The sequence below is a fragment of the Croceicoccus sp. BE223 genome, assembly GCF_031457155.1.
Lineage (GTDB): Bacteria > Pseudomonadota > Alphaproteobacteria > Sphingomonadales > Sphingomonadaceae > Croceicoccus.
In genome coordinates, this window is the sequence record NZ_JAVDWB010000001.1 from 1 (window position 1) to 23,062 (window position 23,062).

Consider the following 23,062-nt stretch of genomic DNA (forward strand, 5'->3'; position numbering starts at 1 on the left):
TTCACGTTCGAGAGATCGACACCCGTGCCGTCCGCCTTCACCCGCGGCTTCACGTTGTAGTCGATCACCCGCTTCACGGGTACCAGCGCTTTCATCTGCAAGTCCTCTCAAGTTCGACAGGCCACCGCATCGGCAAGGCAACGGTCGGGCCAGGGCTTCTGCGCGATAGACGCGTTTGTCGCGGGCTTGGCGGGAAATCAAGGACGTTACGACATCCGCGCATCGTCCTGTGATAGGCCCGCTCCAAAGGGTCGGTGTCCGGGCGGAAAATCCGCCCGGGGCCGTCGGGTTTCAGGCCGCTTTCTTCGTTTCGGCGACGATCTTCTTGGCGGCATCGCCAAGGTCGTTGGCCGAGACGATGGGCAGGCCCGAATTGTCGAGGATTTCCTTGCCCTTCTCGACGTTCGTGCCTTCCAGCCGAACGACGAGGGGAACCGACAGGTTCACTTCCTTCGCCGCGGCGACGATGCCGTCGGCGATGACGTCGCACTTCATGATGCCGCCGAAGATGTTGACGAGGATCCCCTCGACCGCCGGGTCGGACAGGATGATCTTGAAGGCTTCGGTCACCTTTTCCTTGGTGGCGCCGCCGCCGACGTCGAGGAAGTTGGCCGGGAACGCGCCGTTGAGCTTGATGATGTCCATCGTCGCCATGGCGAGGCCCGCACCGTTGACCATGCAGCCGATGTTGCCGTCGAGCTTGATGTACGCGAGGTCATACTTCGACGCCTCGACTTCGGCCGGGTCTTCCTCGGTTTCGTCGCGCAGCGCCATGATGTCGGGGTGACGGAACAGCGCGTTCGAATCGAAGCTGACCTTGGCGTCGAGGACGAGGAGCTTGCCGTCGGTCGTCTCGACCAGCGGGTTCACCTCGAGCATCGACATGTCGGTGTCGACGAAGGCGGTGTAGAGTTGCTTGACCAGCACCTTGCACTGTTCGGCAAGGTCGCCCGACAGCTTCAGCGCGTCGGCGGCGACCTGGGCGTCGGCGTCGGTCAGGCCGGTGTCGGGATCGATCGTGACGGTCTGGATCTTTTCGGGCGTGTCGTGGGCGACTGCCTCGATGTCCATGCCGCCCTCGGTCGAGATCACCATCGCGACGCGGCTCGACTTCCGGTCGACGAGCATCGAGAGGTAGTATTCCCTGGCGATGTCGGCGCCGTCGGTGATGTAGAGGCGATTGACCTGCTTGCCGGCTTCGCCCGTCTGGATGGTGACCAGCGTGTTGCCGAGCATTTCGCGCGCGTTGGCTTCTACCTCTTCGATCGACTTGGCAAGGCGAACGCCGCCCTTCGCGTCGGGGCCGAGTTCCTTGAACTTGCCCTTGCCGCGGCCGCCGGCGTGGATCTGCGCTTTCACGACCCACAGAGGCCCGGGCAGCTTCCTGGCCGCAGCCACCGCTTCCTCGACCGTCAGCGCCGCGTGACCTGCCGGAATGCCCACGCCGTACTTGGCGAGAAGTTCCTTCGCCTGATATTCATGGATGTTCATCGCCAATCCTTCGCTTCCCGAGGGCCCCCTGCCGGACCGCCCAATGCCGTTTTGCAGGTGCGTAAAGCATAGTGGGACCCTGTTGAAAAGGGCCGGTGTCGTCTACAGATGGCTCGGCATCGCGCGAAACTGGCGGAATTGGCAGTTTTGTTTGCGTCTGCGAAGCAATTGCAACAAGCGGGACGGTGAATGCTCGATCGCGACAGGTTCGACGCCATCATGGACGAAGCGGGGCGAATCGCGATGGCGCTCTGGCCCGGTGACGGGCACGCCCCGCAATCCTGGCGCAAGGACGACGACAGCCCCGTCTCCGCCGCCGACATCGCCGTCGACCAGTACTTGCGGGCCGCGCTGCGCGACCTGCTTCCCGCGGCGGGCTGGCTGTCGGAGGAAACGGTTGATGCGCCCAGCCGCCTCGACGATTCGCTGATCTGGCTGGTCGATCCGATCGACGGGACGCGCGACTTCTTGCGCGGGCGGACCGGCTGGTCGGTTTCGGTCGCGCTGGTCAGCGCCAACCGGCCGCTCATGGCCGGGCTCATCGCGCCCGCACGCGGCGAATACTGGACCGCGCAGGCGGGGCGTGGTTCGTTTCGCAACGGCCAACGCCTTGCCGCAAGCCGGCGCGCCGACCTGAGCGGAGCGCGCACGCCCGCGGATGCCCTGTTCAAGGAGGATGCGGACCTTGTCTGCGTCGAAAAGCCCAACTCGATCGCGCTGCGCATCGCGATGGTCGCCGCGGACGAGGCGGATCTGGTCGCCACCTTGCGCTGGGGTTACGAGTGGGACATCGGCGCGGCGGGCCTCATCGCGCGAGAGGCGGGGGCCAGCGTGACGGATGCCTATGGCGCGCCGCTCGCCTTCAACAAGCGGGACCCGCGCGCATTCGGCCTTCTCGTCTCTTCGCCCCATATCCACGCCGCTGCAGTGGAGCGGATAAGCGAACGGGCCAGGCGGTTTTCCGCCTGACCCGTCCGGAGTGGCCTATGAGGCTCAGTTCTGCGCGGCGTCGACCTCTTCCTTCGAGATCGGCACGATCTTGATCTCGACACGGCGGTTGAGCGGCTCGTTGACGTTGTCGCCGGTCTGCACCTTGAGGTTCGTCTCGCCGAAGCCCATCGAGCGGATGCGGCCCGAAGAAACGCCTCGCTGGATCAGGTAGTTGGCGACCGCGCGCGCACGGTTTTCCGAAAGGGTCAAGTTCGACGAAGCCGAGCCGACGGTGTCGGTGTAGCCGTAGACGTCGACGAGGCTGTCGGGATAAGTGCGCAGGCTTTCGGCCACGCGATCGAGAAGCTGCTGGAAGGTGGGCGAGATGGCGTAGCTGCCGGTCGCGAAGGTCACGCCGTCGGGCAGGTTGACGAGGATCGCGTCGCCCTGGTCGGTCACGTCGACCCCGGTGCCCGCGGTCTGTTCCTTCAGCTCCTTGATCTGCTGGTCCATCTTGTAGCCGACCACGCCGCCGGCGACGCCGCCGACGCCCGCGCCGATGATGCGGCCGGTCTTGCCGCCGATCACGCCGCCGAGCAGGCCGCCCGCAACCGCGCCGCCGACGCTCCCCAGCACGGTGCGCGAGACCTTCTTTTCACCGGTGTTGGGATCGGTGACACACGCCGATACGCCGAGAAGCGAAACGGTGGCGAGGGCTGCGGTGATATAACGACGACGGGCCATATTGATCAGGTCCTTCTTATGCAAAGGCGTTTGCCCGGGCGCGCAATCCGCAGATCCGCATTCCCAGGTTTCGGGCATCAAACGCCCGACCCGCGCCGCTGGTTCCTGAACGAAATCGCGACGAACCGAGCGGCACTTGCGGCATCGTCCGCTTTGCCGCTATCTGGGCCGGCAATTTCGGCGAATTCTATCAAGGCCCCCGCGCTTGTCTCCCTTTCCCTGGTCCGACGTTTTCATCATCGCCGGGCTGATCGTGCTCAACGGCCTCTTCTCGCTCTGCGAACTGGCCATCGTGTCGTCCCGCCCGGCGCGTCTGCGCCACATGGCGGAGAACGGCAGCAAGGGCGCGAAGGTGGCTCTCAGCCTGCTTTCCGACAGCGGCAAGTTCCTTTCCACGGTGCAGATCGGCATAACCCTGATCGGCATCGTCGCCGGCGCCTATTCGGGCGCGAGCCTGGGGAAGCCGGTGGCCGAGCGGCTCATCATGCTCGGCCTCGATCCCGACATCGCCGACAATGCGGGCTTCGCGCTGGTCATCATCGTGACGACCTATTTCTCGCTGGTCGCGGGCGAGCTCGCGCCCAAGCAGATCGCCCTGCGCGCGCGCGAACCGATCGCGGCCATCGCCGCGCCGGTCATGGCGCTCCTGGCCAAGGTTGCCGCGCCGATCGTCTGGCTGCTCGACAACAGCACCGGACTGCTGCTGCGGCTGATGGGCCTGCGCGGCAAAGGCGAGGGAGGGGTGACCGCCGAAGAACTCAAGCTCATCATGCTGGAGGCGACGCGTTCGGGCGCGATCGAGGAGGCCGAGCACACGATCATGGCCGAAGTGCTGCGTCTCGCCGATCGACCGGTGCGCGAACTGATGACCCCGCGGACCGAGATCGACTGGATCGAGCGGCGCGCCAGTGCCGAAGAGATGCGCCGGGTGATCGCCGCTTCGCCCCATTCGCTGCTGCCGGTGGGGCAGGGATCTGTCGAAAGCATCATCGGCGTGGTCAAGGTTCGCGAACTTCTCGCCGCGCTGCTGAAGGGCGGGCGCAAGCCCAGCTTGACGCGGCTGATGAAGAAGGCCGAGATCATTCCCGATCAGCTAGACGCGCTCGACGCGCTGCGCATCATGCGCAACGGCGACGTGGCGATGGCGCTGGTCCACGACGAATACGGCCATTTCGAGGGGATCGTGACCCCGGCGGACCTGCTTTCGGCGCTGGTCGGGCACTTCGCCTCGCACGACGATGACGGCGACAATCCGTTGATCGTGGAGCGCGAGGACGGGACGCTCCTGCTGTCGGGCGCCTTGCCGGCGGACCGCCTGGCCGAACGGCTCGCCATCGAGATGCCGGAGGACCGCGAGTTCGCGACCGCGGCGGGCTACGTGCTCTGGGTGCTCAAGCGCCTGCCGGTGGAAGGCGAATACTTCCGCGAGCAGGGCTGGAAGATCGAGGTGGTCGACATGGACGGCCGCCGCATCGACAAGCTGCTGGCCGTAAACGAAAGGCCCGCCTCCGCGCTGGCGGAGACGGACCGGATTTCGTCAGGCCTGTGACAGGCTGAACGTCGGGCCGCGAAAGTCAGGGCCCGAACGTCAGCCCGGGATCACCGCACGCGCTTCGCGACCGTCGCCCGACGGAGCGGCGATGATGTCGCGGGTGACGACGCCCTTGTTCACGGTATTGGTCTGCGCATCGCCGACGGCCGAGCGGATGCCCGGTTCGGCTTCGCCCGCCTTCAGGAGAGCGCTGGTTTCGACACCGCTGCGCGCGGCGGGTCCGCCGAACAGCGCCTCGAGCGCCTGCTGGCTGGCGGTCGGCTCCTGCGGGCGCGGGGCACCCGGCGTCGGCGGAGTCAGCGCGAAATCGGGCGGAACGGCCAGCGGCGCCTGACGCGAAACGGCCATCTCGTCCGGCGCGTCGCGGTTGAAAATGTTGAGGCCGGTGCCGCACCCGGCCAGCGTGGCCGAGGATGCCAGGACGAGCAGGGCGGATTTCAAACGCATCATTGTTTCTCCGTGGCCGGATCGGCCTGAATATCGGCATCGCCGTCGCCCGCTGGCTTTTCGCGTATCAGCAGCGAACGGGCAAGCAGCAAAACGACGCCGGTGGTGATCGCCGCGTCGGCCAGGTTGAAGACCGCGAAGGGCCGCCACGCGCCGAGGTGGAAATCGGCGTAGTCGACCACATAGGTGAACCGCACCCGGTCGATGATATTGCCCAGCGCACCGCCCAGCACCAGAGCCAGCGCGGCGATATCGCCCATCTTGTGTTCGCGCATCATCCAGACCAGCACGCCCAGCGCGATCACGCCGGTCAGCACGAAGAGAAAAATCCGCGATTCGAGGCTGTCGGCGGTGAGGAAGCCGTAGGAGATGCCCCGGTTTTCCGCATAGCGAAGGTCGAAGAACGAGACGATGTCGATCACGCCGACCTCGCGCAGGCGGAGGCCGTTGAGCATCCACGCCTTCACCGCCTGGTCCAAGGCCATGACGGCGAGAGCAATCACGAGGCCCTTGATGCGGTCTGCGGTCAGGAACGACATCAGGCCGTTTCCAATCCGGCCAGCGCGGCCTCGCAGCGATCGCAGGCGTCGCCGTCGTCCTGCACTTCGGGCAGGTGACGCCAGCATCGGCCGCACTTGTGCATGTCGGTGGGCTTCACGATCACCGCGTCGCCTTGCCCGCGCGTCACTGTCGCCGTGATGAACAGTTCGGCAAGCATGGCATCGGTCACGCCTTCGGGCACTTGCGCGGCGGGCACCTCGACTTCGGCCTCGAGGCTCGATCGGATGGTCTTCTCGCGGCGATAGGGCTCGATCGCCTCGGTCACCTTTTCGCGCAGGGCGCGCAGCGCCGACCAGCGGGCTGTGTCGGCCTCGGCGTCGGGAAGCTCCGGCCATTCGAGCAAGTGGACGCTCTCGCTATCGGGATAGCGCGACTGCCACACTTCCTCGCTGGTGAAGACCAGCACCGGCGCGGCCCAGCGGACCAGCGCGTGGAACAGCGTGTCGAGCACGGTGCGATAGGCGCGGCGGCCCATTTCGCCGGGCGCGTCGCAGTAGAGGCTGTCCTTGCGGATATCGAAGAAGAACGCCGACAGGTTCTCGTTGCAGAAATCGCTGAGCGTGCGGACATACGTGTTGAAGTCGAAATCGTCCGTCGCCCGGCGCAGCGCGCTGTCCACGCCCGCCAGCAGCGACAGGACGTAGCGTTCGAGCTCCGGCATCTCGGCCACGTCGACCCGCTCGGCATCGCTGTACCCGTCGAGCGCGCCCAGCAGGTAGCGGAAGGTGTTGCGCAGCTTGCGGTAGTTGTCGGCGACACCCTTCAGTATTTCCGGCCCGATCCGATGATCCTCGGTATAGTCGACCGACAGCGCCCAGAGCCGGATGATGTCCGCGCCATAATCGCGCATCAGGTCGAGCGGGCTGATCGTGTTGCCCTTGGACTTCGACATCTTCTCGCCCTTGCCGTCCATGGTGAAGCCATGGGTCAGCACCGCCTTGTAGGGCGCGCGGCCGCGCGTGCCGCAGGATTCGAGGAGCGAGGACTGGAACCAGCCGCGATGCTGGTCGCTGCCCTCGAGGTAAAGGTCGGCAGGCCATTGCAGGTCGGGCCAGCGACCCGATTCGAGGACGAAGGCGTGGGTCGACCCGGAATCGAACCAGACGTCGAGAATGTCGGTGACCCGCTCGTAATCGTCCAGATCGTAGTCGGGGCCAAGGATCGCGGCGGCATGTTCCTCGTCCCAGCCGTCGACACCGTGGGTACGGATGGATTCGACGATGCGGGCGTTGACCGCTGGATCGACGAGGTACTGGCCGGACTTGCGGTCGACGAAGAGCGTGATGGGCACGCCCCACGCGCGCTGGCGCGAGAGGACCCAGTCGGGCCGCCCCTCGACCATCGAGCCGATGCGGTTCCGGCCCTTGGCGGGCACGAAGCGCGTGTCGGCGATGGCCCGCAGCGCGGTTTCGCGCAGGGTTTCGCCATCGCCCTGAGCGGCGCGAATCTCGGCTTCCTGCGCGCAGCGCGGGGTGTCGCGATCGATCACCATGTCCATCGGCACGAACCACTGCGGCGTGCAGCGGAAGATCACCTTGGCTTTCGAGCGCCAGCTATGGGGATAAGAGTGTCGATAATCGGTGGACGCGCTGAGGAGAGCGCCCGCATCGCGCAAGTCCGAGCAGACCGGGCCGTCAGGCGCGTTGAACTTCGGGTTGATGACCGACATCGAGCGTTCGTCGGTGCGCGGCAGCCACAGCCAGTCCTCGCGGTAGCGGCCATCGCTCTCGACCACGAACTTGGGCTCGATGCCGTGCGGCTTGCACAGATCGAAGTCGTCCTCGCCATGATCGGGCGCCATGTGGACGAGGCCGGTGCCGGAATCGGTCGTGACGAAATCACCGGGCAGCAACGGGCGCGGCGCGGCGTAGAAGCCGCCGAGGTGGTGCATCGGGTGACGGGCGACGGTGCCGGCGAGGTCGGAGCCTTTGAACGATTTGCGAGATTCGAGGTAGGTTCCCAGTTGGGCGCCACCGCTCTTGCTCAGCCTTAGCTCGACGCTCTGCCTCAATTCAGCAGCCACGATACCGAACTTACCCGCGAGGTGTCCCAACGGATGCTGACGTTGCTGTTCTGAAATCCGCGACGACAGGTCTTCATCAGCGTCGCCGGTCAAACTACCATGTGGAACGAACTCGACCAGTTCGTACTCGACATCCGGCCCATAAGCCAAAGCCTGGTTCACCGGAATCGTCCACGGCGTCGTCGTCCAGATCACCGCGTGCGCGCCGACCAGTTCGGGGATCGGCGATTCCACGATCTCGAACGCCACGTCGATCTGGGTCGAGGTGATGTCCTCGTACTCAACTTCGGCCTCGGCCAGCGCGGTCTTTTCGACCGGGCTCCACATCACCGGCTTCGCGCCGCGATAGAGCTGGCCGCTGGTCGCAAACTTCAGCAGTTCGGCAACGATCGTCGCCTCGCTTTCCAACTGCATCGTCAGGTACGGGTTGTCCCAGTCGCCGTTGATGCCGAGCCGCTTCAGCTGCTCGCGCTGCACGTCGACCCAGCCTTGCGCGTAGGCGCGGCATTCGGCGCGGAATTCCTTCGCCGGGACCTGGTCCTTGTCGAGCTTCTTCTTGCGGTACTGCTCTTCCACCTTCCACTCGATGGGAAGGCCGTGACAGTCCCAGCCCGGAACATAGGGCGCGTCCTTGCCGAGCAGGCTTTGCGTGCGGACGACCATGTCCTTCAGCACGTGGTTCAGCGCATGGCCGATGTGCATGTCGCCGTTGGCGTAGGGCGGGCCGTCGTGAAGGATGAACTTCTCGCGCCCTCGGCGCGCGTCGCGCAGCTTTTCGTAAAGGCCGCCCGCCTGCCAGTTCGCCAGAATGCCCGGCTCCTTCTGCGGCAGGCCGGCCTTCATGGGAAAATCGGTCTTCGGCAGGAAGACGGTATCTTTGTAGTCGCGCTTCTCGGTCATGCGCCGCGCGTTAATGGATCGCGCCGCGCCCGTCCAGCAGTCGCGTCAGGCCAGCAGCTCGCGGGCGCGCTCGCAGTCCCGGTCCATCTGCGCGACGAGGGCGTCGAGGCTGTCGAACTTCGCCTCCGGTCGCAGGAAGTGGTGGAAGGCGACCTCGATCTCCTGCCCGTAGAGATCTTCGGAAAAATCGAAGAAGAACGGTTCGAGCAGTTCCTTGGGCGGATCGAACGTGGGGCGAATGCCGAGGCTTGCCGCACCCTTCAGCACGCGTCCGTCGGGCAAGTGGCCGGTCACCGCGTAGATGCCGTATTTCGGGCGGATGTAGGTGCCCAGGTCGATGTTGGCGGTGGGATAGCCGATGGTGCGGCCGACCTTGTCGCCGTGCTGCACGATCCCGCGAATCGCAAAGGGCCGGGTCATCAGCCGCGCCGCTTCCTGCGGATCGCCCGCCCACAGCGCCTCGCGGATGCGGCTGGACGAGACCGCCCCGCCGGTCGCCAGCACCGGGTCGACGGCCACCGCTTCGATCCCGACGCCGGGGCCGAGCGCGGCGAGCATCGCGACGTTGCCGCGCTTGCCCTTCCCGAAGGTGAAGTCGCTGCCGGTGACCACGCCCGACAAGTGGAAGCGTTCGGCCAGCAGGCGGGTGACGAAATCCTCCGCGCTGGTGCCGGCAAGTTCCGCGTTGAAGGCAAAGACCATCATCGCGTCCGCGCCCAGTTCGGCGAACAGGGTCTGCCGCTGGTCGAGCGAGGTGAGGCGGAACGGCGCGGCATCGGGCTTGAAATGGCGCACCGGGTGCGGATCGAACGTGGCGACGATGACCGGGCGGCCCTTTGCCCGGCCCAAGTCCACCGCGCGGCCGATCACCGCCTGGTGCCCGGCATGGACACCGTCGAAATTGCCCAGCGCCATCACCGCGCCGTGCAGCTCGTCCGGGATCGGGTCTTGGGAAGTCAGGCGGATCATGGCGAAGTCGTTTCCGGCCGGGCGGCGTGCGCGGTTCAATCCCGGCGGCGCAGCGTGACGAAGCTGAAGGCCGGGTGCTTGCCGTCCTCGGCATGATCCTCGCGCGCGACTTCCTCCCACTCGGCCATGTCGAGCGGGGGCATGGCGACGTCGCCGTCGTAGTCGCGGTGGATCTCGGTCAGCTCGATCCGGCGGGCGCGGGGCAGGGCGCGGGCGATCACCGCCGCGCCGCCGATCACCGCGATGCGCGAACCGTTGGCCTTGGCGATCGCCTCGTCCAGCGAGACCGCGGTTTCCAGTTCGTCATCGTCGTTGTCCTCGGCCGGCGCCCAGTCGGGATTGCCGGTCAGGACGATGTGCTTGCGCCCCGGCAGCGTGCCCGGCAGCGATTCGAAGGTCTTGCGCCCCATGATCATCGGCGCACCCATCGTCAGCCGCTTGAAGTGGGAGAGGTCTGCGGGGATATGCCAGGGAAGGCGGCCGTTGGCGCCGATCGTGCCGTTGGCGGCGCGAGCGACAACGATGAAAAGCTCCGGCCCCTTCATGCCGGCCCTTCCGCGCGTGCCGCCACGGCTTCGTCAAGAACCAGCCGGGTCACGTGCCCCATCTTGCGCCCTTCGCGCGCCTCCCCCTTGCCGTAAAGGTGCAGGTGGGCAGAAGGGTCGTTCAGGATGGGCAGGGCTTCCTCCGCCGTGGTGCCGATGAGGTTTTCCATCACTGCACCCGGAACGCGCAAACCGCAATCGCCAAGCGGCAGCCCGCAGATCGCACGGACGTGGTTCTCGAACTGGCTGGTGATCGCACCCTCGATCGTCCAGTGTCCCGAATTGTGGACGCGCGGCGCCATTTCGTTGAAGACCGGTCCGTTGGCGGTGGCGAAGAATTCGAGCGTCAGGACGCCAACGTAGTCGAGCTCCGTGGCGACCCGTTCGGCCAGCCGTCGCGCCGCGGGAACCTGCGCCATCACGGTGGCGCCGCCCGGAACGGTGCATCGGGACAGAATGCCGTTGACGTGCACGTTCGCGGCGCTGTCCCAGAACCGGACCTGGCCCGCCAAAGAGCGGACGAGGATGACCGAAAACTCCGCCTCGAACCGGACGAAGCCTTCGTAGAGCATCGGGATCGGCGGCACGCACATCTCGTTGGCGTCGCCCGGCGCCATGATGCGCCACTGGCCCTTGCCGTCGTAACCGTCGCGCCGGGTCTTGAGGATGCCGGGCGCGCCGACGGCGGCGATGGCCGCCTGCAGTCCGGCCTCGTCGTCCAGCTCGCAGAACGGCGCGGCAGTGCCGCCCAGCCGGGTGATGAAGTTCTTTTCCGCGAGCCGGTCCTGCGCGATCTCCAGCGCGCGGGCGTTAGCCCGCAGCGGCACCGCACCCAGCGCCGTCAGGGGAGCGACCGGCACGTTCTCGAACTCGTAGGTGACGACATCGCATTGCGCGGCGAAGGCGGCCAGCGCATCGCGGTCGTGGAACGGGGCGCGAGTGAAGGCGGCGGACACCTCGGCGGCGACGCTGTCGGCTTCCGGCGCGTAGATGTGGACCGAATAGCCGAGCTGCGCGGCGGCCATCGCCATCATCCGACCCAGCTGCCCGCCGCCCAGGATGCCGATCGTGCTGCCCGGCGCGATTACCGGCATGTGCGCCCCGTTGGCCACGTTCTCTCCTGCTATCAGTCTTCGTCGACCGGGCGTTCGTCGACGCTGTCGGTCTGCGCCGCGCGCCAGGCCTTGAGCCGTTCGGCCAGATCGGAGTCGTTCAGCGCCAGGATCGCGGCGGCGAGAAGCCCCGCGTTCTTCGCGCCCGCATCGCCGATGGCGAGGGTGCCGACCGGAACGCCGCCGGGCATCTGCACGATCGACAGCAGCGAATCCTTGCCGGACAGCACCTTGGACCGGACCGGCACGCCCAGCACCGGCAGATGGGTCATCGACGCGATCATGCCCGGCAGGTGCGCCGCGCCGCCCGCGCCGGCGATCACCACCTTGAACCCCTCGTCCGCCGCGCCCTCTGCGAACGCGACCATGCGGCGCGGGGTGCGGTGGGCCGAAACGATGCGGCAGTCGCTGGCGACGCCCAGTTCGGCCAGAACGTCGGCGGCATGGCGCATCGTCGGCCAGTCGGACTGGCTGCCCATCACGATCGCGACCGGTGCGGTCATGGCTTTTCCCCCGATTGCCCTCAGCCGGGCGTGGTATGACGCGTCAGGCGTCGGAAAGGTAGTAGCGTTCGCCCGAGGGGCGACAACCGGCGAAAGGATAGACGATCGGCTGGCCGGTCGGAATCTCCAGCCCGGTGATATCCTCGTCGGAAATGCCCGAAAGGTGCTTGACCAGCGCGCGCAGGCTGTTGCCGTGGGCAGAGACGATCACCGTCCTGCCGCTCGCCAGCACCGGCTCGATGTTGGCGGTGTAATAGGGCAGCACCCGCTCGATCGTGTCCTTCAGGCTTTCGGTCATCGGCACGTCGATCCCGGCATAGCGCGGGTCGGCGGACAGATCGAACTCGCTGCCCCTGTCGAGCACCGGTGGCGGAATGTCGAAGCTGCGGCGCCAGATATGCACCTGCTCGTCGCCGTGTTTTTCGCGCGTTTCCTGCTTGTCGAGCCCGGTCAGCCCGCCGTAGTGCCGTTCGTTGAGGCGCCAGTCCTTCGTTTCGGGAATCCACAGCCGGCCCGCGGCGTGCAGCGCGAAGTGCAGGGTGCGGATCGCGCGGGTCTGCAGCGAGGTGAAGGCGACTTCGGGCAGCACGCCCTTGGCCAGCAGCAATTCGCCCGCGGCCTTCGCCTCGGCTTCGCCCTTTTCGGTCAGGTCCACGTCCCACCAGCCGGTGAAGCGGTTTTCCAGGTTCCACTGCGACTGGCCGTGACGCACCAGGATCAGGTTGGCCGGGATGAGATTGGGCACGAGACGCTCCAGATCGTTCGAAGAGCCAAGGCCACTAGCGGGAGGGGGCCGCTTTGAAAAGGGGAGGGAACGCGGCGTAAACCGTCACGAACGCGTCGTCGGTTCACGTTCGGCGCCCGGATCGCCGACTGGCGCGAATAACGCGCTCAGGAACCAGCGTTTTTGAAGTGCGTTGTGGGATGGTTCAAGACACCAACACGCCCAAAACTGGCCTTACTCTGGAGAACAACGATGAAGAAGATCATGACCGCGCTCGCGCTCGGCAGCACCATGCTCCTGCTTCAGGCCTGCAACACCGTAGAGGGTGCCGGCGAAGACATCGAATCCGTCGGCGATTGCGTCGATGGTCGCGAAGGCAACTGCTGACCGGCAGTTCCCGGACCAAACCGGCAAGAAGGCGCCGCCCCCATCGGGACGGCGCCTTTTTTGTCCGCGCGGCTTGTCGACGGGCGGCGAGATCAGTCGATGAACAGCAGCGCCGGCGTCTCGATCAGCCGCTTGACCGCCTGCATGAACTGCGCCGCCTCGTAGCCGTCGACGATGCGGTGGTCGAAGCTCGACGAGACGGGCATGACCTTGCGCGTGACGATCTCGCCGTGTCGCCGTTCGAGCCGTTCGACGATCTTGTTCGGGCCGACGATGGCGGTTTCCGGCCGGTTGATGATCGGCGTCGTCGCAATGCCGCCGATGGGGCCGAGCGAGGTGATGGTGATGGTCGATCCGCTCAGTTCCTCACGGCTGGCGCGGCCTTCCTTCGCGGCCTGGGAAAGGCGCGCGATCTCGCTGGCGATCGCCCAGGGGTCCATCTGCTCGGCATGGCGCACGACGGGCACCATCAGGCCCGAGGGCGTCGCCATGGCCACGCCGACGTGGACCGGCCCATGCTGTCGCAGGATGCCGGCATCGTCGTCGTAATGGGCGTTGAGGTGCGGGAATTCGGGCAGCACCTTGACCATCGCGCGGACGAGAAAAGGCAGAAAGGTCAGCTTCGGTTGCCCGTCCCGGCGCCCCGCGTTCAGCGCGAAGCGCGTTTCCTCGAGCGCGGTGACGTCGAATTCCTCGACATAGGTGATGTGCGGGATCCGCCGCCAGGTTTCTTCCATCCGCTCCGCGATCTTGCGGCGCAGGCCGATGACCTTGATCTCCTCGACGCCGCCGCGCGCCTCGTAGCGCGGGTCGCCGCCGCCCAGATAGCTCTCGATATCCTCGGGCGTGACCCGGCCGTTGCGACCCGATCCGGGCACCTTGGAAAGGTCGAGGCCGAGCTTCGCGGCGCGCCGGCGCGTCGCCGGGGCGGCCAGCGGGAACGTGGCCGGTCCGCATTCGGTCGGCGCGGGCGCGGGACGGCGCCCGGCAGGGGGGGCGGCACGGGGCGCGGCACGGGGCGGCGCTGCCGGTGCCGGCGCGGGCTCCGCTGCGACAGGCGCGGTCGGGCCCTCCGGCGCCTCTTGCGGGGCGAGTGGCGGGGCCGGAACGGCATCTTCGGCGTTGCCGGTGTCGTTTCCGGCACCCTCGACCTCCAGCTCGACGAGAACCGAGCCGACGGCCTTCATCTCGCCGACTTCGCCGTAGACCGCGCGCACCGTGCCGCCCACCGGGCTGGTCATGTCGACGGTCGCCTTGTCGGTCATCACGTCGCAAAGCGGGTCGTCTTCCTCGATCACGTCGCCCGGCTTCACGTGCCAGGCGGTGACCTCGGCCTCTGCCACGCCTTCGCCGATGTCGGGCAGGCGGAACTTGTAGGTGCCCATCACTTGTACTCCACGGCGGCAGCGAGCGCTTCGGCAAGCCGGATCGGCCCAGGGAAGTAATCCCATTCGAAAGCGTGCGGATAGGGCATGTCGTAACCCGCCACCCGCTGGATCGGTGCGCGCAGGTGGTCGAAGCAGCGTTCCTGGACGAGCGCGGAAAGCTCGCCGCCGAAACCGCCGAAACGGCTGGCCTCGTGCAGGATGACGCAGCGCCCCGTCTTGCGGACCGAGGCCGTGATCGCGTCGATGTCGAGCGGGACGATGGAGCGCAAGTCGATCAATTCGGCATCGACGCCCGAATCGTTGATGCCCGCCTCTGCGACGTGCACCATCGTGCCATAGGCGAGCACGGTGACCTCGGTCCCTTCGCGCACCAGCGCCGCGCGTCCCAGCGGCACGTCGTAGCGGCCCAGCGGGACTTCGGCGGTCGTGAGCCCTGAGTTGGCCCAAGTCTTCAGTTCCTCGTCCGGGCTGCCGTGGAACGGGCCGTTGTAGAGCCGCTTCGGTTCGAGGAAGATGACCGGATCGTCGCATTCGATCGCGGCGATCAGCAGGCCCTTGGCGTCGTAGGGGTTCGACGGGATGACGGTCTTGAGGCCGGTCACGTGGGCGAAGATCGCCTCCGGGCTCTGGCTATGCGTCTGGCCGCCGAAGATACCGCCGCCATAAGGCGTGCGGACGGTGACCGGCGCCCAGAACTCGCCGTTGGAACGATAGCGCAGCCGCGCCGCCTCCGACACGAGCTGGTCATAGGCGGGAAGGATGTAGTCGGCGAACTGGATTTCCGGCACCGGGCGCAGGCCATAGGCGCCCATCCCGATGGCCGCGCCGATGATGCCGCCTTCGGTCAGCGGCGCGTCGAAGCAGCGGGTCAGGCCGTGCTTCTTCTGCAGCCCCTCGGTGACGCGGAAGACGCCGCCGAAATAGCCGACGTCCTCGCCGAAGACGAGCACGTCGGGGTCTTCGCCCATCTTCACGTCCAGCGCGCTGTTGAGCGCCTGGATCATGTTCATGCGTTTCGTTTCGCCGTTGCTTGCCTCCGTCATGCGCCCTCTCCCGCATGGGCGGCCCGACGGGCCTTCAGCTCGCGCAGCTGTTCCTTCAGCCGCCAGTCCTTCTCGGCAAAGACGTCCTCGAACATCTCCTCGATCGGCGGCTTCGACTGGCCGAGCGTGCCGATGGCCTCGGCCTCCTTGACCGCGATCTTCACCTTTTCCTTGGTCTCCGCCTCCAGCGCGGCGTGGCGCTCCTCGTCCCAGGCGCCGATGGCGACGAGGTGCTTCTTCAGCCGGTGGACCGGGTCGCCCAGCGGCCAGTGCTGCGCCTCGTCCCTGGGGCGATAGGCGCTGGGGTCGTCGGAGGTGGAGTGCCCTTCGGCGCGATAAGTGTAGAACTCGATCAGGGTCGGCCCGTTGTTGGTCCGCGCGCGTTCTGCGGCCCACTGCGTCGCGCCCCACACGGCAAGGAAGTCGTTGCCGTCGACCTTGATGCCCGGAAAGCCATAGGCAAGCGCCTTGGCCGCGAACGGCAGGCGTTCGGGCGCGGCGAACCCGGCAAAGCTGGAAATCGCGTACTGGTTGTTGGTGACGCACAGGATCGTCGGCGCGCGATAGGCGGCGGCAAAGGTCATCGCCTCGTGAAAATCGCCTTCTGCCGTGGTGCCGTCACCGACATAGGCGAGGCTGATCTTCGTATCGTTCTTGTAGGCCGATGCCATCGCCCAGCCCACCGCGTGGACGAAGCGGACGCCCAAATTGCCCGAGATCGAATAGAAATCGTAGGCCCGCGCCGAATGAAGGATCGGCAGTTGCTTGCCCGCCAGCGGGTCTTCGGCGTTCGAGAAGATCTGGTTGCACAGCGTCGTCAGCGGATAGTTGCGGGCATGCAGCCAGGCGAGCGCGCGATAAGTGGGGAAGAACATGTCCCCCTTGTCGAGCGCCATCGACTGCGCGGCGGCAATTGCCTCCTCGCCGGTCGATTTCATGTAGAAACTGGTCTTGCCCTGGCGGTGCGCGCGGAACAGCCGGTCATCGAAGGCGCGGGTCAGAACCATCGCGCGTAGGCCCTTCCTCAGCGTTTCGGGCGACAGGTGCGGGTTCCACGGGCCAACCGCGCGGTCGTCGTCGTCCAGCACGCGAATCAGCTCGTAAGGCAGGTCGCGCATCCGGCTTTCGTGTTCGGCGATGTCGGGGCGGCGGACCGCGCCGGCCTCGCCGCGATTGACGTGAGCGAAGCTGACCCCGGTGTCGGGCCGCGAGGGCGGCTCGGGGATGTGGAGCTGAAGTCGGGGAAGGTTCGAATTCGTCACGCGGGTCATCCTCTGGCGGCGGGGTAGGGCCCCGCTCGCCCCAGTGTAACGCATGATCGGCGGGATGTTTTCCCTTTTTTGTGGGCATACGCACGGCTTTGAGGAAATGTTTTCCCAATCGGGGCCGTTTGTGCGAAACCGTTTTCGTGGAATGATGCAATTGCGAAAAGATCATGGACGAGACCGACTGGAAGATCCTGCGCACCCTTCAGGTCGAGCCCGAGCTTTCGATAAACGCGCTCGCCGACAAGGTGGGCCTGTCGCATACGCCGTGCTGGCGGCGGCTGAAACGAATGGAGGACGACGGCGTCATCGCCGGGCGCGAGGTTGTGCTGGACCAGGCGAAGGTCGGGCTGGGCGTCGATGTCTTCGCCAACGTGCGCATCGCGCGCCATGACGAGGACACGCTGGAAGCCTTCGCGCATGCGGTGATGGAGCACCCGCAGATCGTCGAATGCTTCCTCGTCGGCGGCGATAGCGACTACCTGCTGCGCGTGGTGGCGGCGAGCATCGAGGCCTACGAACGGTTCCTGAAAAAGGTGCTGGTCCACATGCCGGGCGTCGCCTCGGTCAATTCCAGCTTCGCGATGCGCCGGATCAAGTTGACCAGCCGATTGCCGATCTGAGTGATGGGGGCATTAAACTAGGCAGGCGTATCAAGCCAGTCGTCGGACTGTCAGCTCACGCCCCGATCCTATCGCCTCACGATCAAAAATCTTCGGATGCATGCAACGGGAAATTTCGGCGCAGCCTCGGTCTGCAATCAATGTCCCTCGCGGCGTAAACCTCCATCCGGTGACGGATGAAATCGGACCTCATTAAAGCTAAGGTGCTCAAGCAATATCGTCGTAAGTACTGGAGGTCGGGCTCAGCCGTGCCCTCGAACTCACGCGCTAGCGATGCGAAGGCATCTTGCGCATGCTCGAACCGCTGAGATCGAAGCAGTAGCCTAGCGCGTAGAACCCGATCCTCTGCTCTCAAATCCCTAATCGAATCTGCCTGCTCGAGAAGGCTAAGCCCTTGCTGGTAGTCACCTCTTTCTTCTGCGCTGAGCGCTTTCGTGAGTTTCCACGCCCATCGGGCACGGCGTGGCGAAAAGGCGGGCGTCAATGGTTTCATCAGCAATCCCAAGGCTAACCGGATGGCAGCTTTTCACCCCATAACCTTCGTTCAGGCCAACCAGCCCACACCTAAATCTCCGGCGTCACTACGAACCTTGCACCCCGGATGGTCGGCTCGAGCCTCAGGTCGAGCCCGTGCCGCCGGGCGATGGCGCGGGCCAGCGCGAGGCCGAGGCCCGATCCGCCGTTCGCGCCGTGGTTGCCCTTGGCCCGGCTGAAGCGATCGAAGATGCGCTCGCGATCGTCGACCGGAACGCCGGGGCCGGTGTCGGATACGATCAGCTTCGGGCCGCTTTCCAGCTCGAGAAAGACCGAACCGCCCGCGGGCGTGTACTTGAACGCGTTGTCGAGCAGGTTGGTGACGAGGCGCGAGAGCTGCATCTCCTCTCCCCGGATGGTCACGCCCGGCTCGATGTGGATCTCGAAGTGGTGGCCGCTGTCCTCTGCGCTGGCAACATAGAGGTCGGCGATATGTTCGACCAGCGCCGAAAGGTCGAGCGGCTCCAGCCCGCGCGGGTCGCCGCGGTGCGCCTCGCTGTGCGAGATGTCGAGCAGCGATTCGAGCATCGTCGTCACCGAGCGGATCTCGGCTCGCGCCTCGGCCAGCCCCTGCGCCGCCGCCTCGTCGGGCGCGGAGCGGGTGGCGCGCAGCAGCCGGCTGTCGAGATGCATCAGCGGGGTGCGCATTTCGTGCGCGATCTGGTCCAGCGTGTCGCGATGGGCGGTGACCAGCCGGTTGAGCCGTTCCAGCGCCTCGATCGAATGGCGGGTCAGTTCGCCGATCTCGTCCTCCGCCTCGCGCCCGCGTTCGAGCCGGGCAAGGCGGTCTTCGTCGGGGTTCTGGAACGCTTCGTTGATGCGACCGATGCGGCGCGAAAGACGGTTGGTGGTGATCCGTCCGGCCACGGCGACGGCGAAGACCACGAACAGCCCGCCCGCGACGAAGGCGAAGCCGATCTCGTTCAGCACCAACTCGTCGAGCGTCGTCTCGCGCGCGACAAGCAGTCGTTCGCCACCGGCGAGGTTGACGACGCGGGCATGGACGAAGGTGCCGTCGGCCAGCGGCAGGACCTCGATGGTCTCGCTCACGCCTTCCGGCCATGTCGTCAGGTCGCCGGCAACGAAGCGGCCGGTGCCGTCGTCGAGCAGATAGTGCAGCGCGCTGCCGGCGGGGGCCTGGTATTGCAGCCGCTGTTCGATGCGAGCGGCAAGTCCTGCCTGCCCGTCGTTGCGATAGGTGTCGAGCAGGGCCGAGATGTCGGCGTTGATCGCGTTTTCCTGCGTCGCCGTGGCGAGCTGTTCGAACTTGGCCCCGACCAGAGCGCCCAGGATCAGCACGACCGCGATGCACACCGCGATCGACCAGGCGACCAGCCGCGTGAAGATCGAATCGAGCAGCCGAACCTGTGTCACGTGCGCCTGGTGCCCCCGGACGGCCCCGCTATCAGCCGAGCCCCGTCAGGGCTCACTTGCCGTCGAGCAGGCGATACCCGGTCCCCCAGATGGTTTCCAGTGCGGGCGAATTGAAACCGTCCTCCAGCTTGCGGCGCAGGCGGCCGATGTTGACGTCGACCACGTTGGTCTGCGGGTCGAAGCTCATCTTCCACACATCACGCAGCAGCATCTCGCGCGTCACCACCTCTCCCGCGTTCTCGATCAGGTAGCGGAACAGCTCGAACTCCTTGGGGCTGAGCGGCAGGTGCTTGTTGGCGCGAAACGCGGTGCGCGCCTTGACGTGGCATTCGAAGGCGCCGTGGATGATCACCGCATCGTGTTCGCGACCGGATGCGCGCCGGTGCAGCGCGCGCAGCCGGGCGAGCAGTTCCGCCGCCTCGAACGGCTTGGCGAGGTAGTCGTCGGCCCCTGCGTCGAGACCCTCCGCCCGGTCGATCGTGCGACCAAGCGCCGACAGCATCAGCACCGGCGTGCCGATCCCGCTCTGCCGCATCCGCTTGATGAGAGTGAGCCCGTCGGTGTCGGGCAGCATCCGGTCGAGGATGATGACGTCGAACTGGCCGACGCCGGCGCGGCGCAGGCCTTCGGCCCCCGTCGCTTCCCAGGTCACCCGGTCGCCGGTGGCGCGGACCAGTTGCTGCAGGTCGGACGCGATGCGGGCGTCATCCTCGATATGCAAGATGTCGAGGCCCGTCGTGGCCATCACCCGTTTCCCCCGTTTCGTCGCGCCCAGGCCGGATACTGCGGGCGAGGATAGATTATCTGCTCCCTCCGCGCAGCCCAGACAAGAGTGCCGTTAGCTGCATGAAATATCCTGTCATCCGGTTACCAGCAGCCGGCGCATGACCGCATCGAGCCGGGCGACGACCGCCGGGTCGCGCGCGTCGGGCGCGGTGATGATGGCGTTGTCGAGCGCGCGGTCGATGGGCGAGGGCGTGCGGCTTTCGGGCAGCGATGCGGCGAAGCGGACCACCGCGTCGCGCGCCACGCCCGCGTTGGCCCGGTACTGCGCGATCACCGCGGCGACATCGACCGCGTCCTCGTCCTCGCGCCAGCAATCGTAGTCCGTCGCCATGCCGACCAGCGCGTAGGGCAGCTCCGCCTCTCGTGCCAGCTTCGCTTCTGGCAGCGCCGTCATGCCGATGACGTCGGCGCCCCACTGGCGATAGAGATGGCTTTCCGCCCGGGTCGAGAACTGGGGACCTTCCATGGCGAGGTAGGTGCCGCCCTGCGCCACCTTGCCGCCCGCCGCGTGAAAGGCACCGGCGGCAAGCGCGGCCATCCTTTCGCAAACCGGGTCGGCCATCGACACGTGGGCGACCATGCCGGTGCCGAAGAAGCTGCTTTCGCGGCCCTGCGTCCGGTCGATGAACTGGTCGACGACGACGAAACGCCCCGGCTCGATCTCCTCGCGCAGCGAACCGACCGCGCTGATCGCCAGCAGGTCGGTGCAGCCCGCCCGTTTCAGCGCATCGATGTTGGCGCGGGCGTTAAGGTCGGACGGGGCGATGCGGTGCCCCCGGCCATGGCGCGGCAGGAAGCGGAACTCGATGCCGCCGATCGTTCCGAACAGGATCTCGTCCGACGGCTGCCCGAACGGAGAGTTCACCCAGATCCACTGCGCGTCTTTGATCGCATCGATGTCGTAGAGACCGGATCCGCCGATCACGCCGATGACCCACTTGTCGTTCATGCGAGGGAAGCCTCCTTCATCTTCGGCACGTCGCCACCGGCTCCCTCCTTCGGCAGGAAGTCGCGGGCAAGCGCGTGGTAGAGCCGTTCGCGGCAAGTCATCGCACCCGCCCAGTCGGCGTAAGCAGGCCCGCGACCGGCGCCGCGACCAGCACGGTAGGCAGTGGCAGCGTCGCGTCGATGCTGCCGAAATAGGTGTAGTTGCCCGCGAGCGGCGTATTGAAGGCCGCGGACACCCCGATTGCGCGCCCCTCTTCCTGGCTCAGGCGCTGGGGGATCGGCAGGCGGGGCAGCTTTCGACTCATCTCGGTCCGCCTTAGGGGGCAGGGGGCGCCCGGTCCAGCACGGGCCCGGAACCGGCCTTCTCAAGCAGGCAGGCCACGCTCCAGCACCCGTATGGCGAGGGCGGCGAGCAGCGCCGAGCCGCGCGGCAGCACGCGTTCGTCGACATGCATGTGCGGGCTGTGCAGCCCCGGCGCGCGTTGCCAGTCGGCATCCGGTTCGGCCACGCCCAAGAGGATCATCGCGCCGGGCATCTTCTGCAGGACATAGGAGAAATCCTCCGCCGTCATCAGCGGGTTCGGCAAGTCGTGCCACGCCCGCTCGCCGAAGCGTTCGACGACGACGTCCCTGGCCAGCGCGACCGCGCGCGGATCGTTGTAGGTGCAGGGGAAGCCTTGCCGGACCTCCAGCGTCGCCGACAGGCCGTGCGCGGCGGCGATCCCCGCGACAAGATCCCGCGCCGCGTCGATCAGGCGGGCGCGGGTGGTTTCGGAAAGGGTGCGGATCGTGCCGCCCAGGATGCAGCGTTCGGCGATGACGTTGTCGGCATCGCTCGCCCGCATCCGCGTGATGGTCACCACCACCGGATCCGCCGCGTCGAAACGGCGGGTCACCATCGCCTGCATCGCGCCGACGATCTCGCAGGCGACGGGCAGCGGGTCGGCGGCGAAATGCGGCATGGAGGCATGGCCGCCGCGCCCGGTGACGACGATCTCCACCGCGTCGGATGCCGCCATCAGCGGCCCGGCGCGCCCGACGAACAGGCCGTGCGGCGCGTTCGGAATGATGTGGTAGGCAAAGGCGGCGTCGGGCACGGGGTCGAGCAGTCCGTCTTCGATCATCATCCGCGCCCCGCCGAAGCCTTCCTCGCCCGGCTGGAACATGAAGACGACATCGCCGGGCAGCGTTTCGGCCCGCGCGGCCAGCAACCGCACTGCGCCGGCCAGCATCGCGGTATGGGTGTCGTGGCCGCAGGCGTGCATCCGGTCCGGCGCCTGCGACGCGAAGTCGAGGCCCGTCTCCTCCGCCATCGGCAGGGCGTCCATGTCGCCGCGCAGCAGCACCCGGCGGCGCTTGCCGTCCGCCGGCGCGCCGCCCTTCAGGATGGCGACCTGCCCCGTCGTCTGCGTCCCCTCGCGCCATTCCAGCGGCAGGTCGGCGAGCATGTTGCGCACGCGGGCCATGGTGCGCGGGGTGTGCAGCCCCAGTTCGGGATCGGCGTGGATCGCGCGGCGCAAGGCGACGATTTCGGGCGCGATCGCCTGTGCCGCCGCGGCGATGTCGTCGTGGGGTATGGGCGCGAACTCGTTCATCGCTTCGCGCCGGGGGTCATGCGGATGGCCATGTCCAATACCATAAACGCCCCGGCCGCCATGTCGAGCGGCCGGGGCGTCATGATCATGGACGGCCAGAGATCAGGGGTAGGTCAGGTTGATCCGCGTCGTCAGACCCGGCTTCGATACGTTCAGTCGCACCGAACGGAAGGCGGGCAGCCCCGCCAGCGTGCTGGGATTGTTCGAAAAGCCGAAACCCTCGGCCGGCATGCCGAGGCCGCTGCGGTTCAGTTTCCGGCTGCCGTCGGCATCATGATAGACGGCGATGGCGTAGACGCCGTTCTTGGGCAGCTTGACGCAGCCGCGGAACGTGCCCGCCTTGGCCGGGAAGCGCACGACGTCGAGCGAGCCCTTCTTGGCGAGGAAACGGCTGGAATCGTCGGCATAGATCGTCACCGCCATCAGGCCAGAAGACGACTTGACCCCGGTCACCTCGACATTGAGCCATGACCCGCCGCTGAGATCGCCCTGGCATTGAGCGGGGGCGGCGGCCTGGGCGGGCGCCGAAACGGCGGCAAGCGTGCCGAGCGAGGCCACGGCGCCCAGCCCCAGTGCGGCCTTGCGCACGGTTCCGGTCAGTCGGTTGCTGGCATTCAT

Annotated in this window: 23 protein-coding genes and 1 pseudogene; 4 read left to right on the forward strand and 20 right to left on the reverse strand. The window is 66.8% G+C overall.

Features of this window, described 5'->3' with window-relative positions:
* A pseudogene (locus tag J2X37_RS00005) lies at positions 1 to 95 on the reverse strand (electron transfer flavoprotein subunit beta/FixA family protein); the annotation flags it as partial.
* A 196-nt stretch (positions 96 to 291) separates the two neighbouring features.
* Complete coding sequence (gene sucC / locus J2X37_RS00010) at positions 292 to 1,491, reverse strand: ADP-forming succinate--CoA ligase subunit beta (protein WP_310016184.1); 1,200 nt, start codon at positions 1,489 to 1,491, stop codon at positions 292 to 294.
* 189 nt (positions 1,492 to 1,680) lie between these two features.
* Here sucC and J2X37_RS00015 point away from each other — a divergent pair, with 189 nt between their 5' ends.
* On the forward strand, positions 1,681 to 2,460 hold the full coding sequence (locus J2X37_RS00015) for a 3'(2'),5'-bisphosphate nucleotidase CysQ (protein WP_310016186.1): 780 nt from the start codon (positions 1,681 to 1,683) through the stop codon (positions 2,458 to 2,460).
* Positions 2,461 to 2,484: 24 nt separating this feature from the next.
* Here the strand turns inward: J2X37_RS00015 and J2X37_RS00020 are convergent, their stop codons facing one another.
* Complete coding sequence (locus tag J2X37_RS00020) at positions 2,485 to 3,165, reverse strand: OmpA family protein (RefSeq protein WP_310016188.1); 681 nt, start codon at positions 3,163 to 3,165, stop codon at positions 2,485 to 2,487.
* A gap of 205 nt (positions 3,166 to 3,370) precedes the next feature.
* Here J2X37_RS00020 and J2X37_RS00025 point away from each other — a divergent pair, with 205 nt between their 5' ends.
* Entirely contained in the window at positions 3,371 to 4,714 is a 1,344-nt protein-coding gene (locus tag J2X37_RS00025; RefSeq protein WP_310016190.1) for a hemolysin family protein, read from the forward strand.
* A gap of 39 nt (positions 4,715 to 4,753) precedes the next feature.
* On the opposite strand, the gene J2X37_RS00030 is transcribed toward J2X37_RS00025, so the two are convergent.
* From J2X37_RS00030 to gpmA, 8 genes are read right to left on the reverse strand one after another with little or no spacing between them, the layout of a single operon-like run.
* Positions 4,754 to 5,164 (reverse strand): DUF3035 domain-containing protein, encoded by a 411-nt coding sequence (locus tag J2X37_RS00030; RefSeq protein ID WP_310016192.1) that lies wholly within the window; start codon positions 5,162 to 5,164, stop codon positions 4,754 to 4,756.
* On the reverse strand, positions 5,164 to 5,703 hold the full coding sequence (gene lspA / locus J2X37_RS00035; protein ID WP_310016194.1) for a signal peptidase II: 540 nt from the start codon (positions 5,701 to 5,703) through the stop codon (positions 5,164 to 5,166). Before lspA ends, J2X37_RS00030 begins: the two co-directional genes overlap by 1 nt.
* A complete protein-coding gene (locus J2X37_RS00040; protein ID WP_310016196.1) occupies positions 5,703 to 8,648 on the reverse strand; it encodes an isoleucine--tRNA ligase in 2,946 nt (981 codons plus the stop codon). Before J2X37_RS00040 ends, lspA begins: the two co-directional genes overlap by 1 nt.
* 45 nt (positions 8,649 to 8,693) lie before the next feature.
* The gene (locus J2X37_RS00045; RefSeq protein ID WP_310016198.1) at positions 8,694 to 9,617 is read right to left on the reverse strand and encodes a bifunctional riboflavin kinase/FAD synthetase; all 924 of its coding nucleotides are present in this window, start codon (positions 9,615 to 9,617) and stop codon (positions 8,694 to 8,696) included.
* A 35-nt stretch (positions 9,618 to 9,652) separates the two neighbouring features.
* The gene (locus J2X37_RS00050) at positions 9,653 to 10,162 is read right to left on the reverse strand and encodes a dihydrofolate reductase (protein WP_310016200.1); all 510 of its coding nucleotides are present in this window, start codon (positions 10,160 to 10,162) and stop codon (positions 9,653 to 9,655) included.
* Positions 10,159 to 11,256, reverse strand: a complete 1,098-nt coding sequence (locus tag J2X37_RS00055) for a 5-(carboxyamino)imidazole ribonucleotide synthase (RefSeq protein ID WP_310018005.1) — start codon at positions 11,254 to 11,256, stop codon at positions 10,159 to 10,161. The genes J2X37_RS00050 and J2X37_RS00055 overlap by 4 nt, the downstream gene beginning before the upstream one ends.
* 32 nt (positions 11,257 to 11,288) lie before the next feature.
* Positions 11,289 to 11,777, reverse strand: a complete 489-nt coding sequence (gene purE, locus J2X37_RS00060) for a 5-(carboxyamino)imidazole ribonucleotide mutase (protein WP_310016202.1) — start codon at positions 11,775 to 11,777, stop codon at positions 11,289 to 11,291.
* A 43-nt stretch (positions 11,778 to 11,820) separates the two neighbouring features.
* Positions 11,821 to 12,522, reverse strand: coding sequence for a 2,3-diphosphoglycerate-dependent phosphoglycerate mutase (gene gpmA / locus J2X37_RS00065; protein ID WP_310016204.1), 702 nt, complete (start codon positions 12,520 to 12,522; stop codon positions 11,821 to 11,823).
* Positions 12,523 to 12,753: 231 nt separating this feature from the next.
* Here gpmA and J2X37_RS00070 point away from each other — a divergent pair, with 231 nt between their 5' ends.
* Entirely contained in the window at positions 12,754 to 12,888 is a 135-nt protein-coding gene (locus J2X37_RS00070) for an entericidin A/B family lipoprotein (RefSeq protein ID WP_310016206.1), read from the forward strand.
* A 92-nt stretch (positions 12,889 to 12,980) separates the two neighbouring features.
* Here the strand turns inward: J2X37_RS00070 and J2X37_RS00075 are convergent, their stop codons facing one another.
* Genes J2X37_RS00075 through J2X37_RS00085 form a run of 3 tightly spaced genes read right to left on the reverse strand, consistent with a single transcriptional unit; the run spans position 12,981 to position 16,590 of the window.
* Entirely contained in the window at positions 12,981 to 14,273 is a 1,293-nt protein-coding gene (locus J2X37_RS00075) for a dihydrolipoamide acetyltransferase family protein (RefSeq protein ID WP_310016208.1), read from the reverse strand.
* Positions 14,273 to 15,286: an alpha-ketoacid dehydrogenase subunit beta gene (locus J2X37_RS00080; RefSeq protein WP_404979589.1), complete on the reverse strand. Its 1,014-nt coding sequence runs from the start codon at positions 15,284 to 15,286 to the stop codon at positions 14,273 to 14,275. The genes J2X37_RS00075 and J2X37_RS00080 overlap by 1 nt, the downstream gene beginning before the upstream one ends.
* A 29-nt stretch (positions 15,287 to 15,315) precedes the next feature.
* Positions 15,316 to 16,590: a thiamine pyrophosphate-dependent enzyme gene (locus J2X37_RS00085; RefSeq protein WP_404979578.1), complete on the reverse strand. Its 1,275-nt coding sequence runs from the start codon at positions 16,588 to 16,590 to the stop codon at positions 15,316 to 15,318.
* 164 nt (positions 16,591 to 16,754) lie between these two features.
* Between J2X37_RS00085 and J2X37_RS00090 the strand changes: the two genes are divergently transcribed.
* Positions 16,755 to 17,207 carry an Lrp/AsnC family transcriptional regulator gene (locus J2X37_RS00090; RefSeq protein ID WP_310016213.1) on the forward strand — a complete coding sequence of 151 codons (453 nt, stop codon included), beginning with the start codon at positions 16,755 to 16,757 and terminating at the stop codon, positions 17,205 to 17,207.
* 564 nt (positions 17,208 to 17,771) lie between these two features.
* Here the strand turns inward: J2X37_RS00090 and J2X37_RS00095 are convergent.
* The 6 genes from J2X37_RS00095 to J2X37_RS00120 all read right to left on the reverse strand — a co-directional run bounded on the left by J2X37_RS00095 (position 17,772) and on the right by J2X37_RS00120 (position 23,062).
* Positions 17,772 to 19,115 carry a HAMP domain-containing sensor histidine kinase gene (locus J2X37_RS00095; RefSeq protein WP_310016215.1) on the reverse strand — a complete coding sequence of 448 codons (1,344 nt, stop codon included), beginning with the start codon at positions 19,113 to 19,115 and terminating at the stop codon, positions 17,772 to 17,774.
* Between the two features lie 52 nt (positions 19,116 to 19,167).
* A complete protein-coding gene (locus J2X37_RS00100) occupies positions 19,168 to 19,860 on the reverse strand; it encodes a response regulator transcription factor (protein ID WP_310016217.1) in 693 nt (230 codons plus the stop codon).
* Between the two features lie 114 nt (positions 19,861 to 19,974).
* Complete coding sequence (gene mtnP / locus J2X37_RS00105; RefSeq protein ID WP_310016220.1) at positions 19,975 to 20,850, reverse strand: S-methyl-5'-thioadenosine phosphorylase; 876 nt, start codon at positions 20,848 to 20,850, stop codon at positions 19,975 to 19,977.
* A 97-nt stretch (positions 20,851 to 20,947) separates the two neighbouring features.
* Positions 20,948 to 21,154 (reverse strand): hypothetical protein, encoded by a 207-nt coding sequence (locus J2X37_RS00110; protein WP_310016222.1) that lies wholly within the window; start codon positions 21,152 to 21,154, stop codon positions 20,948 to 20,950.
* A 60-nt stretch (positions 21,155 to 21,214) separates the two neighbouring features.
* On the reverse strand, positions 21,215 to 22,444 hold the full coding sequence (locus tag J2X37_RS00115) for a M20 family metallopeptidase (RefSeq protein ID WP_310016223.1): 1,230 nt from the start codon (positions 22,442 to 22,444) through the stop codon (positions 21,215 to 21,217).
* A gap of 102 nt (positions 22,445 to 22,546) precedes the next feature.
* Complete coding sequence (locus J2X37_RS00120; protein WP_310016225.1) at positions 22,547 to 23,062, reverse strand: DUF2141 domain-containing protein; 516 nt, start codon at positions 23,060 to 23,062, stop codon at positions 22,547 to 22,549.